At 68.4% G+C, this 15,065-nt stretch carries 16 protein-coding genes and 2 pseudogenes; 6 read left to right on the forward strand and 12 right to left on the reverse strand.

Annotated features, from left to right (window positions below; translation table 11 throughout):
- Window positions 1-66 precede the first annotated feature (66 nt).
- From G3I77_RS35970 to G3I77_RS35985, 4 genes are all read left to right on the forward strand, one after another.
- A complete protein-coding gene (locus G3I77_RS35970) occupies window positions 67-1,092 on the forward strand; it encodes a permease (RefSeq protein WP_248510702.1) in 1,026 nt (341 codons plus the stop codon).
- Window positions 1,089-1,799, forward strand: coding sequence for a TIGR03943 family protein (locus G3I77_RS35975; RefSeq protein ID WP_248510703.1), 711 nt, complete (start codon window positions 1,089-1,091; stop codon window positions 1,797-1,799). The genes G3I77_RS35970 and G3I77_RS35975 overlap by 4 nt, the downstream gene beginning before the upstream one ends.
- A gap of 64 nt (window positions 1,800-1,863) precedes the next feature.
- A complete protein-coding gene (locus G3I77_RS35980) occupies window positions 1,864-2,286 on the forward strand; it encodes a hypothetical protein (protein WP_248510704.1) in 423 nt (140 codons plus the stop codon).
- A 143-nt stretch (window positions 2,287-2,429) separates the two neighbouring features.
- Window positions 2,430-3,662 (forward strand): PP2C family protein-serine/threonine phosphatase, encoded by a 1,233-nt coding sequence (locus G3I77_RS35985; protein WP_248510705.1) that lies wholly within the window; start codon window positions 2,430-2,432, stop codon window positions 3,660-3,662.
- 36 nt (window positions 3,663-3,698) lie between these two features.
- On the opposite strand, the gene G3I77_RS35990 is transcribed toward G3I77_RS35985, so the two are convergent.
- Entirely contained in the window at window positions 3,699-4,103 is a 405-nt protein-coding gene (locus G3I77_RS35990) for a hypothetical protein (RefSeq protein WP_248510707.1), read from the reverse strand.
- A gap of 271 nt (window positions 4,104-4,374) precedes the next feature.
- Here G3I77_RS35990 and G3I77_RS35995 point away from each other — a divergent pair, with 271 nt between their 5' ends.
- Entirely contained in the window at window positions 4,375-4,782 is a 408-nt protein-coding gene (locus G3I77_RS35995; RefSeq protein WP_248510708.1) for an SHOCT domain-containing protein, read from the forward strand.
- Window positions 4,783-4,800: 18 nt separating this feature from the next.
- On the opposite strand, the gene G3I77_RS36000 is transcribed toward G3I77_RS35995, so the two are convergent.
- Window positions 4,801-6,138, reverse strand: coding sequence for a hypothetical protein (locus tag G3I77_RS36000; protein WP_248510709.1), 1,338 nt, complete (start codon window positions 6,136-6,138; stop codon window positions 4,801-4,803).
- Window positions 6,139-6,387: 249 nt separating this feature from the next.
- Here G3I77_RS36000 and G3I77_RS36005 point away from each other — a divergent pair.
- Window positions 6,388-6,483 (forward strand): annotated as a pseudogene (locus tag G3I77_RS36005) (SHOCT domain-containing protein); the annotation flags it as partial.
- 64 nt (window positions 6,484-6,547) lie between these two features.
- On the opposite strand, the gene G3I77_RS36010 reads toward G3I77_RS36005, so the two are convergent.
- The 10 genes and pseudogenes from G3I77_RS36010 to G3I77_RS36055 all read right to left on the reverse strand — a co-directional run bounded on the left by G3I77_RS36010 (window position 6,548) and on the right by G3I77_RS36055 (window position 14,663).
- Complete coding sequence (locus G3I77_RS36010; protein ID WP_248510710.1) at window positions 6,548-7,204, reverse strand: DUF1326 domain-containing protein; 657 nt, start codon at window positions 7,202-7,204, stop codon at window positions 6,548-6,550.
- Window positions 7,205-7,451: 247 nt separating this feature from the next.
- Window positions 7,452-7,685, reverse strand: a pseudogene (locus G3I77_RS36015) (DUF2182 domain-containing protein); the annotation flags it as partial.
- 639 nt (window positions 7,686-8,324) lie between these two features.
- Window positions 8,325-8,642 (reverse strand): hypothetical protein, encoded by a 318-nt coding sequence (locus tag G3I77_RS36020; protein ID WP_248510711.1) that lies wholly within the window; start codon window positions 8,640-8,642, stop codon window positions 8,325-8,327.
- 506 nt (window positions 8,643-9,148) lie between these two features.
- A complete protein-coding gene (locus G3I77_RS36025; RefSeq protein WP_248510712.1) occupies window positions 9,149-9,574 on the reverse strand; it encodes a hypothetical protein in 426 nt (141 codons plus the stop codon).
- Between the two features lie 59 nt (window positions 9,575-9,633).
- Complete coding sequence (locus G3I77_RS36030; protein ID WP_248510713.1) at window positions 9,634-10,542, reverse strand: hypothetical protein; 909 nt, start codon at window positions 10,540-10,542, stop codon at window positions 9,634-9,636.
- Window positions 10,539-11,270, reverse strand: a complete 732-nt coding sequence (locus G3I77_RS36035; protein ID WP_248510714.1) for a hypothetical protein — start codon at window positions 11,268-11,270, stop codon at window positions 10,539-10,541. Before G3I77_RS36035 ends, G3I77_RS36030 begins: the two co-directional genes overlap by 4 nt.
- Window positions 11,270-12,607, reverse strand: coding sequence for a WXG100 family type VII secretion target (locus tag G3I77_RS36040; RefSeq protein ID WP_248510716.1), 1,338 nt, complete (start codon window positions 12,605-12,607; stop codon window positions 11,270-11,272). The genes G3I77_RS36035 and G3I77_RS36040 overlap by 1 nt, the downstream gene beginning before the upstream one ends.
- Window positions 12,608-12,609: 2 nt before the next feature.
- Window positions 12,610-12,915, reverse strand: coding sequence for a hypothetical protein (locus G3I77_RS36045; RefSeq protein ID WP_248510718.1), 306 nt, complete (start codon window positions 12,913-12,915; stop codon window positions 12,610-12,612).
- A gap of 57 nt (window positions 12,916-12,972) precedes the next feature.
- The gene (locus G3I77_RS36050; RefSeq protein WP_248510720.1) at window positions 12,973-13,995 is read right to left on the reverse strand and encodes a hypothetical protein; all 1,023 of its coding nucleotides are present in this window, start codon (window positions 13,993-13,995) and stop codon (window positions 12,973-12,975) included.
- Between the two features lie 53 nt (window positions 13,996-14,048).
- Complete coding sequence (locus tag G3I77_RS36055; RefSeq protein WP_248510721.1) at window positions 14,049-14,663, reverse strand: hypothetical protein; 615 nt, start codon at window positions 14,661-14,663, stop codon at window positions 14,049-14,051.
- Window positions 14,664-15,065: the final 402 nt, after the last annotated feature.

The following is a 15,065-nucleotide window of genomic DNA, read 5'->3' on the forward strand; positions in this document are numbered from 1 at the left end:
TCGCCGTCCGTACGCAGGAGGAGGGAATGGGGAATGCCCTCGCGCACCACCGGAGGTACCGGGCCCGTGGCCATCACGAAGACCGCCCCGCAGGACAGCGCTGAGCGCGAGGACACCGAGGCGGACGGCGGCGCAGACGACGGCCGGCACCTCAACTCCCCCCTCCTGCTGACCCTTCTGCTGCTCACGGCGGTGATGTTCCAGGACCCGATCCGCGGGGCCCTGGCCGCACCGGTGATGCAGAGCTGGATGACGGTGTTCGTCGCGGTCATCGTCCAGGCGCTGCCGTTCCTGGTGCTCGGGGTGCTGCTGTCGGCGGCGATCGCGGTGTTCGTGCCGCCGTCGTTCTTCGCCCGGGCCCTGCCGAAGCGCCCGGCCCTGGCGGTCCCGGTGGCGGGCGCGGCGGGCGCGGTCCTGCCGGGCTGCGAGTGCGCGTCCGTGCCGGTGGCCGGTGCCCTGGTCCGCCGAGGAGTCACACCGGCGGCGGCCCTGGCCTTCCTCCTCTCGGCACCCGCCATCAACCCGATCGTGCTGACGGCGACGGCCGTGGCGTTCCCCGGCAACCCGGAGATGGTCCTGGCCCGTTTCGTCGCGAGTCTGCTGGTGGCCTGCTCGATGGGCTGGCTCTGGCACCGCCTCGGCCGCACGGACTGGCTGCGTCCCCCGGCCCGCGCGTCGTACGAGGGGCAGGGCAAGGGGCCGGCCTTCTGGGACTCGGTCCGCCACGACGTGACGCACGCGGGCGGCTTCCTGGTGGTCGGCGCGATGGCCGCGGCGACCCTGAAGGCGGTGGTCCCGGCGCAGTGGCTGGGCCTCGCGGCCGGCAACCCCGTGCTGTCGGTCCTGGTCCTCGCCACCCTGGCCGTCCTGCTCTCCATCTGCTCGGAGGCGGACGCGTTCGTGGCGGCGTCCCTGACCCAGTTCTCCCTGACGGCCCGTCTGACGTTCCTGGTCGTCGGCCCGATGATCGACCTGAAGCTCTTCGCGATGCAGGCGGGCACCTTCGGCCGCGCCTTCGCCCTGCGCTTCGCCCCCGCGACCTTCGCCCTGGCCGTCGTCGTATCGGCCCTGACCGGATCGGTCCTGCTGTGAACCGCCTGGCCCAGACGGCCCTCCTCTTCCTGCTCGGCGCGACCCTCCTGCACGCCGGCACGACCGACCTCTACCTGCGCTACGTCAAGGAAGGCCTGCGCCCCCTGGTCCTGCTGGCAGGCGCGGCCCTCATCACCACGGCGGCGGCCACCCTCTGGTACGACCGCCGCAGCACCCCCGCCCACGACCACCACCACCGTGAACCCCGCATCTCCTGGCTCCTCACGCTCCCGGTCCTCGCCCTGATCCTGGTCGCCCCGCCGGCCCTGGGCTCCTACAGCGCGGCGCACACCGGCACGGCCCTGACGAAACCCTTCGGCTTCCCGGCCCTCCCCACCGGCGAAGCACCCCTGCGCCTCGCCGTGGCCGACTACGCCGGCCGCGCGATCTACGACGACGGCCGCTCCCTCCACGACCGCACACTGAAGATCACCGGCTTCGTCACGCTCGACCGGGCAGGCGCCCCCTACCTGGTCCGCATGGGCCTCAACTGCTGTGCGGCCGACGCCCAGCCGGTCAAGATCGCCCTGACGGGAAACATCCCTCCCGTCCTGCGCCCGGACACTTGGCTGGAGATCACCGGCACCTACACACCCCGCCGCATGAAGGACCCGGTCAACAACGGCCCGATCCCCTACCTCGAGGTGACCGGCTCCCGCCCGGTCCCGACACCGCACGACCCGTACGACGAGACGTGGAACACCTGAACCGCGGTGTGGGACACCCTCGTTGGGGTACTCGGAAGAAACCGCTGACCAGCGAGGGGTACGCATGACCACACTCCGAGGCGAGCACACGGCGGAACTCGACCGTCCGCTCCTGCCCGAGGCGGTCCGCGCGGAACTGGCGAGGGCCGACCACCGAGCCGGCCTGACCCTGGCCACCCTCGGCGCAGCCCTGACCGCCCTCCTCACCGCGATCACCGCCGGCGTCATCACACCGGCCCAGTACGCCGCGATCCCCCAGCTCCTCCTCTGGACCGGCTGCGCGGCCTGCGCCCCGGCCCTGGTCCTGCTGGGGCTGCCTGAGCCGCCGTCCCGCCCCCGGCCCCACGCTTTTGGCGCCGCGGCCCAACGGGAGCTCCTGAACCGCACGGTGTCGATCAAGTACCGCCGCACACGTCATGCCATGACGTGGGGCGCGGCCTTCCTCGCCCTGACCCTCGCGGGAACCCTGGCGGGGATCCTCTCCTAGCGGCCCGCCCCCGGGCGTCCCCCTCAGAGCGGGGGCCGCCCAGGTGACCCCCGGCCCCCGCCGGGGCAATGGCCCGGCCGCGCGAGGTGTTCGCTCCTATGGTGGAGCAGCACAGTGACGATCGGCGCCGAGGCGGGCAGCACATGAGGAAACCGCAGATCGACTACGCGGCGGTCTTCCACGCCCTGCCCGGCATGGTCGCGCTGCTCACCCCCGACCTGGTGTACGCCGACGCCAACGAGGACTTCCTCCGGCTGGCCGGGCGCAGCCGTGAGCAGCTTCTGGGCCGCTACATCTTCGACGTCTTCCCCGAGAACCCCAACGACCCGGCCGCGGCCGGCATGCGGGAGACCCAGGCATCGATGCAGCGCGTGGTGTCCACCGGCGAACGCGACACCATGGCGCTGCTGCGCTACGACATCGAGGACTCCCAGCTGCCCGGCCAGTGGGTGGAGCACTTCTGGAGCCCGGTCAACGCACCCGTGCTGGACCCGGACGGGCGGGTGGTTCTGATCGTGCACCGGGTGGAGGAGGTCACCGAACTCATCCGTGCCCGCGGCGGCACGGGCAGCGACAGCAGCCGGGCCCGCGTACTGGAGGCGGAGCTCTACACCCGCTCCCGGGAGCTGCAGGAAGTCAACGAACGTCTGCGCCGGGCCCACGCGCGCGAGCGCGAGGTCGCCCTGGCCCTGCAGGCGGCGATGCTGCCTGCCCCCACCCCGGTCGGGCACCACCGCGCAGCGGTCCGCTACCGGCCCGCCGTCGGCACGCTGAACGTGTGCGGCGACTGGTACGACCTGGTCGACCTGCCCGGTGACCGCATCGCGGTCGCCGTCGGTGACGTCGTCGGGCACGGCCTGGAGGCGGCCGGTGTCATGGGGCAGCTGCGCAGCGCGCTGAGCGCGGCCGCCCGGGTCGCCGACGGCCCGGCCCGGGCGCTGGAGGCCCTCGGCCTGTACGCCCGCCATGTCGACGGTGCGGAGTCGAGCACGGTGGTGAAGACCTACATCGACTGGGACACCCACACCCTCACGTACAGCAGCGCGGGCCATCCGCCGCCCGCCCTGCTCCACCCCGACGGCACGGTGACCTTCCTCGACCAGGCGACCGACCCGCCTCTGGGCGCCCGCCCCGAACACGTCCGGCGGCCGGAGGCCAGTACGCCGTTCGCCGAGGGCGCCACCCTGGTCCTGTACTCCGACGGCCTGATCGAGCGCCGCGACGAGGACATCGACACCGGCCTGGCCCGCCTCACCGACTCGCTCGTCCGCCATGGCCGAGCCCGGCCCGAGGCCCTGGCCGACGCCGTCCTGGCCGACCTTCTGCCGTCCACCGGCAACACCGACGACACGGTGCTGGTCATCATCCGCCTGTGAGCCGTGCAGCGCGGAGCACGCGCTGCGGCGTCCGGGTCAGTCCTCCCGTACGGTGCACAGCGCCCAGATGACGAAGGCGTACAGCGCGATCAGGGTGAGCGACCACACCGGGTAGTACGGGATCGACAGGAAGTTGGCGATGATCAGCAGACCGGCGATGCCGACCCCGACGGCCCTGGCCCACAGGGCGCGCGAGAAGAGGCCGGCGCTCACACCCATGGCCATCACGCCGAGGATCAGCTGGATCCAGCCCCAGCTGGTGAGGTCGAACTTGAAGATGTAGTCGGGGGTGGAGACGTACACGGCGTCGTTGGCGATCGCCATGATGCCCCGGAACAGATCCAGGATGCCGGCGACGAACAGCAGGACGGCGGCGAACGTCACCAGCCCGCCGGCGGCCACTCCGGAGGATCCTGAGCGGTGGTGGGTGGTCGTTGTCATGTGTCTTCCTCATTTCCTCGTCACGGCAGCGACCGGTGCTGCCCTTCCGATCGTGGGGCGCGGTCCGCGCGGGGTGATCACCCGTGACGGGTGAGGTTCGCGGGGCCGGTGTGGCGGGAGCCCGGGGCGTCACCCGTCAGGGGTGAGGCAGCGGAAGCCGGCCGTCGCCATGGTGGAAGGGCAGCCGGTCAGGACTCGGGACGACGAGGAGAACCGGAGCGCCGCTCGGCGGAGTCCGGTCCGGCGGGGGCGAGGAAGAAGGAGCGGTGACATGAATCTGGCGTACGACTACCCGGTCCTCGGAGCGTTCTGGACCGTCATGTGGATCTTCCTGTGGGTGCTGTGGATCGTCCTGCTCTTCAGGATCATCGGAGACGTCTTCCGGGACGACACGCTCGGCGGAGGGGCCAAGACGGGATGGCTCCTCTTCGTGATCCTGCTCCCCTTCCTCGGCGTGTTCGTCTACGTCCTGGCCCGAGGCAAAGGCATGGGGAACCGCGAGGTCCGGCACGTCCAGGCCCGGCAGCAGGCGTTCGACGACTACGTCCGGGAGACGGCCGGCACCGGCGCGAAGCCCCGGAACGAGGCGGAACAACTCGCCAAGCTCTCCGAGATCCGCTCCAAGGGCGACATCACCGACGCCGAGTTCCAGCGGGCCAAGGAGAAGATCCTCCACTGAGCCCTGGAAGACAGGGCCTCAGGCGGCGGCTCCGGCCGGTGGACCGGTGCCGGGCGGCGTGGAGGGAGCGTCGAGGAACTCCCGGATCGCGAAGGCCGCCAGCGTGATCACCGCGGTCCACACCACGACGGCGGTGGTCGGATAGTTCCACGTGAACAGGACGACCGCCGCCACCACCAGGATGGCCGCCCCGATCCCGCGCTTGAAGCGGTGGACTAACCGCCCGACCGGACCGAGCCGGAGCCCCGCCGACGTCGCCACGTCGCGCAGACCGCCGATGCCCCTCCGGCAGCCGGTGCGGGTGAGTACGGCCGGTCGGGACGGCCCGGAGAGGAAGGCGCCGGCGGCGGTGAAGAGGGCGACGGCGCCGAGCGCCCGAACTCCCGCGCGCAGGAACTTGACCAGCGCGTCGTACACGGATCCCGCCGCGGCCCGGGACGCCCCGGGAGGCAGACGGTCGAGGTAGACGTCACGGGCGACGGTGAGGCCGATCCCCAGCACCAGCATGGCGACGAACACGGCCAGCGCGGTCCCGATCAACGCGTGCCGCCGGTTGAACGCGACATACACGCCGCAGGCCGCGACCAGCAACGCGATCACGGGCAGCCAGCCGCCGAGGATCTCCAGCACGCGCACATACGTCTTGACCTTGCCGACGTCCGTCGACGCGAACACCACGAAGTCCGTGCGGAGGGCCGGGATCTTCGCGGCGGGCGAGAATCCGGCGTCGACCAGCTGGTTCTTGACGTCGGCGACGATCGGCCCCAGGTCGATGACGACCTTGTTGTCCTCCAGCTCGACCGTGCTGTCGGACTGGCCCGTCAGGGCCTTGTCCAGGGCCGAGTGGGCCCTGCGGTTGGCGTTCACCCAGACCGTCTGGAAGGCACTGCTGGTGACCACCCGCTCCACCGTGCTGCTGACCAGCTGGGTGAGCCCGTTCTCGATCGGGCCGTCCAGATCGCCCAGCAGCTGGGTCAGCCGGGGTGGGACGCCCTCCTGGGCGGCCGCGTCCGTCAGCTGTTCGACCAGCGCGTCCACGTCGACCTGCGCCAGCACGGCGGAGGTGACCCGGTTGGTGACCGCCTTCTGCACATCGGGGTCGCTCGCCAGCGGACCGACGGTGTCGACGTAGCGGTCCGTGTCCTGCACGATGCTGTTCGCCCAGACCGCGACGACGGACAGCAGCGACAGCAGCGCGGCCAGCAGGATCAGCAGGACCGAGCCGAGCGAGCGCCACGGGTGGTGCCGCGCGGCCCGGCGTGACGCGGCGCTCTCCAGGGCGTTCACTCGCTTCCGCAACTCGCCCAGCTCGCCGCGCTCGTGAGCCGCGAGCCGGTCGTCACCGCCGTCGCTCATGGCCTCAGCAGACCCCTGCGACACACCGCGCGCGACCTGGACCAACCGGTCGGGTGACCGGCGTACCGAGCAGCATCGGGCCGCGGCCCGATGCTGCAATGGGACTACTGGACTCTTGAGGTAGTGGAGTAGGTGACGTGGGGGTGTCACAGGGGGACGGCCGCGAGCACCAGAGGTGACGCCGTGAGCGACGAATTCGAAGAACTGGGCGAGGTGGGCGATCGACTACCCGGTTGTCGAGTTCCCCGGAAGATCGAACAGCTGAGACAACTCGGCGAACTCAAGAACCAAGGCGTGCTGACGGAGGCCGAGTTCGAGGAACAGAAGCGCGTGATCCTCGGCTGACGACCGGCCACCGCGAGACGCCGAGGCCGTGCGTCGTACGCGACCGGGCCGGGCAGCCGGATCATCAGTCAGGGCCGCTCCAGTCGAACGGGAAGTGCTTGCTCGACTTGCCGGAGCGGTCCCAGGAGAAGCCGAACGCGTCGGCGCGGTCGACGGTGGCCCGGCCCCACGTGGCGATCTGGCCGGGCCCCACTTCGGCGCCTGGGGCGTTGTGGACCTGGACGCGTGCGCCGTTCGGGGTGGTCGGGCCGGTGAGAGCCTCGGCGGTCGCCGTGACACGGCCGGGGATCTCGGCTCGCCAGGTGGCAAGGTCCTCATCGATCTCCACCTGGATGGGGGCGATGTCCATGCCACGCATCTCGGGGTGGAACATCTCCCCGAACTGTGCCGGCCATCCGCCCGCCTCACCGCCGAAGACGGCCGCGAGTGCAGCCCGCTGCTGGTCGTCGGCGCGTTCGTCGAGGAAGACCGCGGCGTACGGATCGGTATGCGTGCCGGCCCACGGGTTGCCCTCGAAGGAGCCGAGCATCAGGACGTTGAGATCGTCGAGCTGTACGTCGCCGAAGTCGCCTTTCCGGATGTGCCAGACCAGTACGCCTTCGCAGTCACCGTAGGTCGGGGGCTGCGCGAACGTGCAGGGGCAGGGTATGGCGCACTTGCACACGTCGAACCAGTCGCCGGCCAGGTGCCAGCGCGTCACGGTGGTGGCCTGTTCTGTCATCTCGCTTCCCTCCTGCCGAGCCCGAAGAGCTCACTCGGAGTGGCGAGACCGCGTATCCCGAGCCCGCTCCCGGGATCGGGAGGGTGGCCTCCCCTCCAGCTTGCACCTCACGTCCCGGTCGGGAAACCGGTCCACGCCGGCAATCGCCCCCGTGGTGGGCAGCGGCGCCGAGCCGCTCATCGAGCGGACCCACATCCGACGAGCCGGCGGGAGCGCCAGGGAAGTGACCTGGCACGTACAGGGGTGATCACATGCCGTCCATTGACGGCATCGAGCCCTGCAGCCCCGGCAGCAGCCAGTCCTGGAACGGGGCGAGCAGGGCCAGGACGAGGAAGGCGACGCCCACGACGCTGGTGAGAAGCGGGCCCCGGGACCACAGCTTCTCCATGAAGATCACCAAGGCCAGTCCGGCCATCGCCGCCACGTTCATCACGCCGAGCGGAATGAGGACGACCATCAGTCCGGCGCAGCAGCCGACACAGTCGCCGACGTCCAGCTGAGCCAGCACGAGGCCGCTGGTGTGGTCCAGCGCGGCCAGCAGGTGGATCTTGCGGCCCTTGGCCCTCGCAGCGCCGCGCAGGCCTTTTCCGTCGACGGCAAGTCCCCGCAGTGGGAATGCGGCAGGGGCGCGACGGTCGGCGAGCCAGCAGCCCACGGCCCGGTCAAGTGCGTCGCCGTCGAGCAGTCTGCGTACGGTCGTTTCCGCGGGCAGGTGCCGCTTCGGGCACAGTGGGTCCGGTCGCACGCCGAAGGGTTCGAGCAGCTGGGGCGGGTTTCGACGATCCACTCGCCGACCGCCAGCAGGGAGGTTGCCCCGGCCAGCACGGCGCACGCGGTCAGCGCGAGCACGACGGTAAGGCATGCCGCACCCCGCGTGGATCGCGCGGGTCGGGCACCTCGGCAAGACGTTGCAGAAGGCCGGGGACTTCCCCGGCACCACCTCTGGATGTTCACTGAGCTGGTCAAGGGCAGGCGGGATCGGCGATGATGCGTCGGCAGGCACGGTCTTCCAGGCAGGTCACGGGGCGTCAAGAACTCCATGATCTTGGGAGTCCGTGTCTGTCCGGCTTGTCGGGAGCCGTCGAGCCGGCGGAACGTCACCCGCCGGTGCCGTCGAGGACTATCCGAGCGGCAGTTCCACGCGTCGCCCCCGACCGATCTCCTCGGCCTCATCGTTCGTGACCACCGCGAACACTCCGCTCGGGATGCCCGGAACGGTGGTCACGCGAGACGCGACGGCCAGGAGATCCTCCTCGGCGGCCCCGGTGATGAAGAAGACGTACGCCTCGCCGTACTCCTCTCCTTCGTCATGCACTTCCGCTACCTCCTGTTCAGCAAGGAAGTCCTCGACCTGGTCAATCCAGGGGAAGGCAGAAGAACCCTCCGGAGTGCCCGGGGCCTCCCGAAGGGGCACATGGATCTCAACGATGGTGTCCATGCGGGCATTGTCCCTGGCCAGAGCCCGGCCGCATGCTCCGCTCCCGGAACACCGCGTGGCGTGGTAAATCGACCCGAACCAGACGGCATCTGACTACGCCGAAGCCCTGCTCCGCGACGCTCCCCGCATTCTGGGCAGTCGACGACGCGAGCGGAAACGTAGGTGTGCTCGCGATGCTGAATGTGTGGCACCACGTGGTCGCAACGGAGGGTGAGGTCCAGGTATCGAGGTCTTTCTTGCGTTCCTCCTGTGAGTGCCAGGAAGCGAACAGTCTGGCGAGGTCCTCGATCTGCTTCGGCCCCATCGGCGGTGGCGGGCAACAGAAGCAGCAATGCGTCACCCGAGAACCGCTGATGGTCCACCGAGCATCCCGGCAGTCGGCGTGCCGCTCGCGGAATCTCCGGTCGGCTTACTCGTACTCGCGCTTCTCCGACTCGGACAACTTCATGAGGGGCGGCCAGCTCCCCAGCCCGTCCTGCATGGGCAGTCCGCAACCCCGACATGGCTCACCGGCCACGTACTCCGCCCAGCCCCTCCATCGGGGCGACGGGCCTGCCCGCGGGATGCGCCGTGCCGTTACTGGGGGTCCATGCCTGAGGCAGGAAGAGGGCGCCGCCCGCGCGTAGTCTGTCCAGCGTGCCCTGGGCCCTCTGGCGGACATCGGGTGAGTCGTCGCGAAAATAGATCAATCGGTACTGGCCTCTGGTGACGAAGTCCATCTCGTGGAGTTCATAGCCGAGTTCGAACGCGAACGCCGCGATCTTGTCGGAGATCATGGCCTCGAAACCACCGAGCAGGAACTCGGCACGGCCCCGGCCATCAAATTGGGCCAGGATCTCTGCATCCCTCAACGCGCGGTCCCCCCTTCCTGCCAGGCTGCGTTCTGCCTCGCCGCCGGTTTTCCAGGCGAGTCCAATGATCGTGGCGATCACGTGGCCAGTGCGACGAGCGTGAAACGGACCCGCAGACCGGGGATCGGGAGACCGAGCGGTCAGTCGTGCGGAACTTCCTCGTTCACCGTCTCCCCGAAGCGCCACGAGCCCCGGTTGCCCACAGCCTCCGCGCGCAGGCCCGCCTCCCAGGCGATACGGGCGGCCCGGCGCTGCGACACGTCGGGGTAGTCCTCGGGGCGCACCTTGATGTAGCCGCGACGGTCAGCAGGGTACGTGCGCAGGGCGTCACGCAGCTTCTCCTCCTGCTCGGCCTGCGTGGTGTGGTTGCGGGTGACAGTCTTGTACACCTTCCGTGTGACGCCCGGACCCTTGCGTGCCTCCCGTCTCCATGCAGCCTCCGATCCCCACCATGTCGTCAAACCGATGGTGATGAGTGCGGCAAGGGCGAGCGCTCCTGCGCCGATCAGCTCACCGGTGGCGTCCACGTCGCCCAGAGCTTCGGGGGCGAACTCGCCCTCGGGATCCTCGATCACCGTCAGCACTTGGCCGACGTCGTAGGGGTCCGACGTCATGTCCATCTCCGGTCCTCGGACCCGAGTGCCGTCCTGTCTCTCCAGGGTGTAGCGGGTGTGGGGGCCCTCGCGTCCCTTAGCGGGAGTGGTCCGTTCCTTCGCCACCGTGGCTGTGACCCTCTCGCCGCGCTGCTGAAGGGAGAGGTTGTCGCGCGCCATGTCGGTGACAGGCGCGCAGATCGCCGACAGGAGCACGATGAACAGCGCCGCATACACACTCGGCTCTTTGGCTCCAAGCCTATGAATCAGCACGCTGAGCAACACACCGTGCGCGATCCATAGGAGAACCAGGACGACAAACCCGACATCGTCCACCAGCAGGGACATTCCCGCGATCACGGCGAGCACGTAGCAGCCGATGCCGACCGCCAGCAGGATGGGGAACCGCGTACGCCTCTTTCGCGCGTCATCCTCTGCTTGTGCAACGCTGATCATGCTGGCTTCTCCGTTTCCGCGGCAGCCGAGCCGTCGACCACTGGGCCGTGTCCCCTGTGCGGTTCCTTAGTTGAGACCGACTTCATGATGCCGCTGAGCACATCGAGGTATTCGGACCAGTGCTTGTTGTCCTCCGTCGTGAAGACGAAGAGAGCCGATCCTGGGCCGGTCTTGAGCGGCACACAAAACTGGGCCTGTCGGACCCTGGTGGGGATGGGGTCGGCCAGGCCGAAGAGTTCGCCGGGGATCTGCAGTTCCTGATCCCGTATGCACAGGGCAGAGATGCCGTACGGCAGCATGACCAACCCGATATCGGCATCCGGGAACATGCTCCGCCACTGGGAGGCTGTGCGTTTCGCTGCCCCCTGCCTGTCCTGGCTCTGCGGGCCGGTCTCCGGCCTCTCGATGATCACGCAGAGGGTGCCCTGGGACAGCTCGTCCCCCGGCATACGCAGCAGGCAGCTGGAGACGTGCTCAGCGCCCGCAGCAATCATCATCTGGAGGATGTACTGGCTCGACACCACAAGTCTGAACTTCTGCTCCTGCGTCGCGGTGGCGAAGAGCGCGTCCGCCGCGTCCGCCATCCGCAGGATGCTCGTCTCGGGATCCTCGCCGAGGTCGAACTCCATGAAGCCCGGCGGTAGTTCGAACCACAAGTCTGGTGCGTCGGTGGGAGAGACGGCGGCACTTGAAGGCTCGATCGTGGTCGGTGCGTCGGTAGAGGCCATCAGTCCGTCAGCTCCCACGCACCCAGACCGATGGCACTGCCAACGGCGACGACACCGCCGGTGACGGCGGCAACTTTGCCTCCTCCGCCGCCCGGGGTGCCCGTGGCGATGTTACCGACGCCGGTGCCCCAGTTGGCGGCGTCGGCCCGACCGGCGCTCGTCTGATAGGCATTGACCGCGGTCGGCGCCGTCCAGGCGGTCTGGACGACAGCCTGGGTGACCTCTGTGGCAGTCAGAGCGGTACCGCGGGAGACACCCAGCTTGGTGGCGGCAGCCATCACTGGCTTGTCGATCACGTTTGCGACCAGGTCGGCCCCCTTCATCTCGTTCTTCGCCACCTTTCCGGCCGTTTTGATACCGACCTTGGCGCCATTGGCCAGGCCACCGGCTCCCCGTCCCGCTTTGACACCGGCCACGATGCCTGTCTTCGCCGCACCGACGCCGGGCACCATGCCGAGCAGGTCGCCGCCCAGCGTGAGCCAGTTGCCAGCGTTCTCACCAGAGGGCGGGAAGAGCCCGCTCACGCCATATTTCGCCGCGTGTGCCAAGAACGCCACCGCACTCAGCCCGATGGCTAGCGGAGCCAGTACTGGGCAGAAGATGGCAATGACGCCAAGCACAGAGGCTGCGACGGTGATCCAGTCCGAGTGCTTCTTGATCCAGTCTCCGATGTCGGAGAGCAACTCACCCACCTGACCCGGCAGATCGCCCAGGGCCTCGCCGAGGTCCGTGATGGCGTCCCCGAGCTTGTCCCACATGCCGGGCTCGTTCGGGGCGATGTCCATGGCTTTGTTCAGACGATCGGCTATCTCCTTGCCGTATTCCTGGTAGTTCTTCTTCATTGTGCGGCCCTTGCGGCGGAGTTCCTCCAGTTCGATTTCCTGGGAGTTCACCGCCCGGTTGGCCGCCTGGACCTTGTCCTTGTGTTCCTGGTCTTCCTTCTTGTCATCGTCGGCATCGTTGAGCTTGCCGACCTTCTCGTACGACTTGGCCAGCCGCTCGTTGACCTCGGCCGCTTGGGTCTCCAGCTTCACGGCGGCTGTCTGCTTGCGCGCCATGTACTCCGCCCAGTCCTCCAGGGCGGTGGCGGCGTCCCGGAACGAGTCTCGGGCGTCGTCCATGCGTGGGCGGAACTCGTCGTCGAACTTCTCCCGGAAGGCTTTTGCCGCCTTTCCCTTCCAGTCGCCGGCACCGGTGCCGTGCAGTACCTGGCAGATTTCGACTAGTGCCTTCGCCGTCCTGCGGACCGTCTTGGCCACATCGTCCGCCACCGTGTGGTCACCGGGGCAGGGCACGAAACCCAGGGCCGGGAAGTCTTCCAACTTCGCTTCAGCCATGGCTACTTCCCACCCCCTTTGCCCTGGTTCTTGTGCGCCTGGGCAAGGTCGTCGTCCAGCTTCTCGAAGGATTCCTTGATCTTGAGCAGCGCCTTCGACGCGTTCCCGGAAAACTTGGTCAGCTGCTTGATGCCGTACGACCACTCGTCGCCGAAGTCATCCATGCGCCTGGCGAGTTCGGGCACGCCCATGGAATCGCCGCTGACGCGCTCCATCTCCTGGCCGGGCTTCTTCATCAAGTGGGCTATGTGGTCGAGGTTGTGCCTCACCCGGTTCAGTACTTCGTAGTCGATCGACAGGTCGCTCACGGTCCCCCGCTCCTGTTCCGTTGGTGTCCTCGCCGACCGCCGCTGGAAGGCTGGCGATCAGCGGTTGATGGACTGGATCTCCTGGACGTTCATGTCCTGGGTGGTCTCGAAGGTGCCGTTCGGCAGATCGCCCGCCGCGCCGCCGGAGCCTTCCCAGGAGATTGCCCAGGTGACAGACGCCGTCAGCTGGAACGGCTCTCCGCTGCTCGCGCGCAGGTAGGTGAGGCCACACGGTGGCGTCTTGCCGGCGTCGCCCTTGGTGTACGCCGTGCCGATCGAGCCGTCGTCGTTGATCTCGCAGTCGCCGGAGGCCGGGTAGGTCTGGGCGTCGTCGGTTCCGGGCTCCAGGTGCAGGGTGACCGGCTTCGCGGTGGTCTCCGCCCACACACCGGTGTTGGGCAGTTCGGCGCGCACCTTGACGTCCTTGAAGGTCGCCCAGTCCAGCCACACCCACGTGGGCAGGTTCACCGTGGACTTGCCTTCAGGCTTCAGCTCGATCTCGGTGTCGGGGACGTGGATCTTGTCGTAGGCATAGGCGGCGAGGACGTCCGGGGTGGGAGCGCGCTCGCCATCGGGGATGGTGCCGGCGTTCTGCCAGAACAACGTGCGCTCGCAGTCGTACGCTTCGATGTCGTTCGCCATGTTCTTGTTGATGACCCCGCGCCAGAACATGCCGTCCTTGCCGAGGTTGAAGTTCTCGTAGCCCTCTTCGCCGTCGCTCTGCTGGTCGCCTTTCTCGTAGTGGTTCACCATCAGATCCTCGCCCCAGCTGAGCGAGGGAGTGACGCGCACGAGCTCCCCGCCCTTCTTGAGCTGCTCCACGCCGTTCTCCAGCTGCTGAGGCGTCGCCACCGGCTCGTACCAGCAAGGTGGGGGCGTCCAGCTGGGGTCCACCGGGGCGAGTCCCTTGGGGGAGCTGCCCGCCTTGCCGCCGCTGACCTGTGTGACCTTGATGTTGGTGGCGTCGGCTTTCGCAGTGAGCATGTTGCCGGAGGACCCGCCTGAGGGGCCCTGCGGTGGCTGGGTGGGAGCAGCGTCGTCGCCCTCGCCATAGCCGTACGCGCCCGTGGCGGAGGTCATCAGGGCAACTAACGCCACCGCGACCAGGAAAGGGCCGCCCTTACTTGTCCCCTTCACTGCCCGCACGCTCCCCGCTCGGTCTCCACTGAACGCGTCTTCCACACGCCCTCGGAGGTCTTCTCCAGCGTCGTGCGGTACTGAAGGTACGGACTCACGTCGGTGGGGGTACCCACGACCTTGTTCGTCTTACGGTTCTTGGTGGACGCCTCGCCTTCATCCACGCAGTAGAAGAGCACACCCAACCCCTGGCTGTTCAGGCGAACCTGGGAGTCGAAGACTCTTACTTTGCCGATCAGGCTATCGTCAGTTTTCACATAGCCCTTGATCCACTTCTGGGAGGACTCCAGGGCAACGCCCGAGTTGTAGAAGGCCACGTAACTGGCATCAGGGTCGGCTTCGATGATCGCCGCGTGGTCAGCCCGCAGCGCTTCCTTGCCGTCGTCCATGATCGCCTGCAACTTCGGGTCGCTGTTCGTCCAGCCCTCGAAGTTCATCTGGAACGAGTCCGGCAGTTTGATCTCCGGCCGCCCGGTACCACCCGGCGAAGCCGAAGCGGACGCACTGGCCGCAGCCGAAGCCTTCCCGCCCCCTTGATCCGCGCCCTCGATCTTGTCGGAGTCCGAGTCGTCACCCCCTCCCGAATTACAGGCCGTCAGCAGCAGGGCCACGGATGCGGTGAGCGCGGCCGTCACCAGCCGGGCAGGGCAATTCACTGTGAACTCCGTTGAGGTGGGGGGGAGGTGAAGCGAATCAACGCTATCCGTGACCGCTTGGTGACACCAGAGCGGGGTCTGTTAAGCCTTGGGACAGATGAGATAGACCACCACAAGACGGAATCCGCGCACACGCACCTATGCGCCCTCGGTTGTTCAGCAGGGGAAGTCGCGGCGACGGACCGTGCCGGGTTGCGCTGCGACCCCCGGGCCGGCGGGAGGAAACCGCGGGGGGGGTGCCTCTATGTCTTTCGTCAAGCCTGAGCTGGTCATGCGGCGGTTGCTTCGGGGAGGCGTGGTTCGTAGAAGGTGCCGTCGCGGAGCATGGCGAACAGGACGCTGATGCGGTGGCGGGCG

Source organism: Streptomyces sp. D2-8, assembly GCF_023184515.1.
GTDB lineage: Bacteria > Actinomycetota > Actinomycetes > Streptomycetales > Streptomycetaceae > Streptomyces.

Bases quoted from the DNA above. Each gene is read 5' to 3' on its own strand.
- G3I77_RS36035 (WP_248510714.1), bottom strand. From the start codon at position 11,270: ATGGCCTCTACCGACGCACCGACCACGATCGAGCCTTCAAGTGCCGCC.
- G3I77_RS36020 (WP_248510711.1), bottom strand. From the start codon at position 8,642: ATGGACACCATCGTTGAGATCCATGTGCCCCTTCGGGAGGCCCCGGGC.
- G3I77_RS36010 (WP_248510710.1), bottom strand. From the start codon at position 7,204: ATGACAGAACAGGCCACCACCGTGACGCGCTGGCACCTGGCCGGCGAC.
- G3I77_RS35995 (WP_248510708.1), top strand. From the start codon at position 4,375: ATGAATCTGGCGTACGACTACCCGGTCCTCGGAGCGTTCTGGACCGTC.
- G3I77_RS35990 (WP_248510707.1), bottom strand. From the start codon at position 4,103: ATGACAACGACCACCCACCACCGCTCAGGATCCTCCGGAGTGGCCGCC.
- G3I77_RS36000 (WP_248510709.1), bottom strand. From the start codon at position 6,138: ATGAGCGACGGCGGTGACGACCGGCTCGCGGCTCACGAGCGCGGCGAG.
- G3I77_RS35985 (WP_248510705.1), top strand. From the start codon at position 2,430: ATGAGGAAACCGCAGATCGACTACGCGGCGGTCTTCCACGCCCTGCCC.
- G3I77_RS36040 (WP_248510716.1), bottom strand. From the start codon at position 12,607: ATGGCTGAAGCGAAGTTGGAAGACTTCCCGGCCCTGGGTTTCGTGCCC.
- G3I77_RS36030 (WP_248510713.1), bottom strand. From the start codon at position 10,542: ATGATCAGCGTTGCACAAGCAGAGGATGACGCGCGAAAGAGGCGTACG.
- G3I77_RS36050 (WP_248510720.1), bottom strand. From the start codon at position 13,995: ATGACCTCCGCCACGGGCGCGTACGGCTATGGCGAGGGCGACGACGCT.
- G3I77_RS35980 (WP_248510704.1), top strand. From the start codon at position 1,864: ATGACCACACTCCGAGGCGAGCACACGGCGGAACTCGACCGTCCGCTC.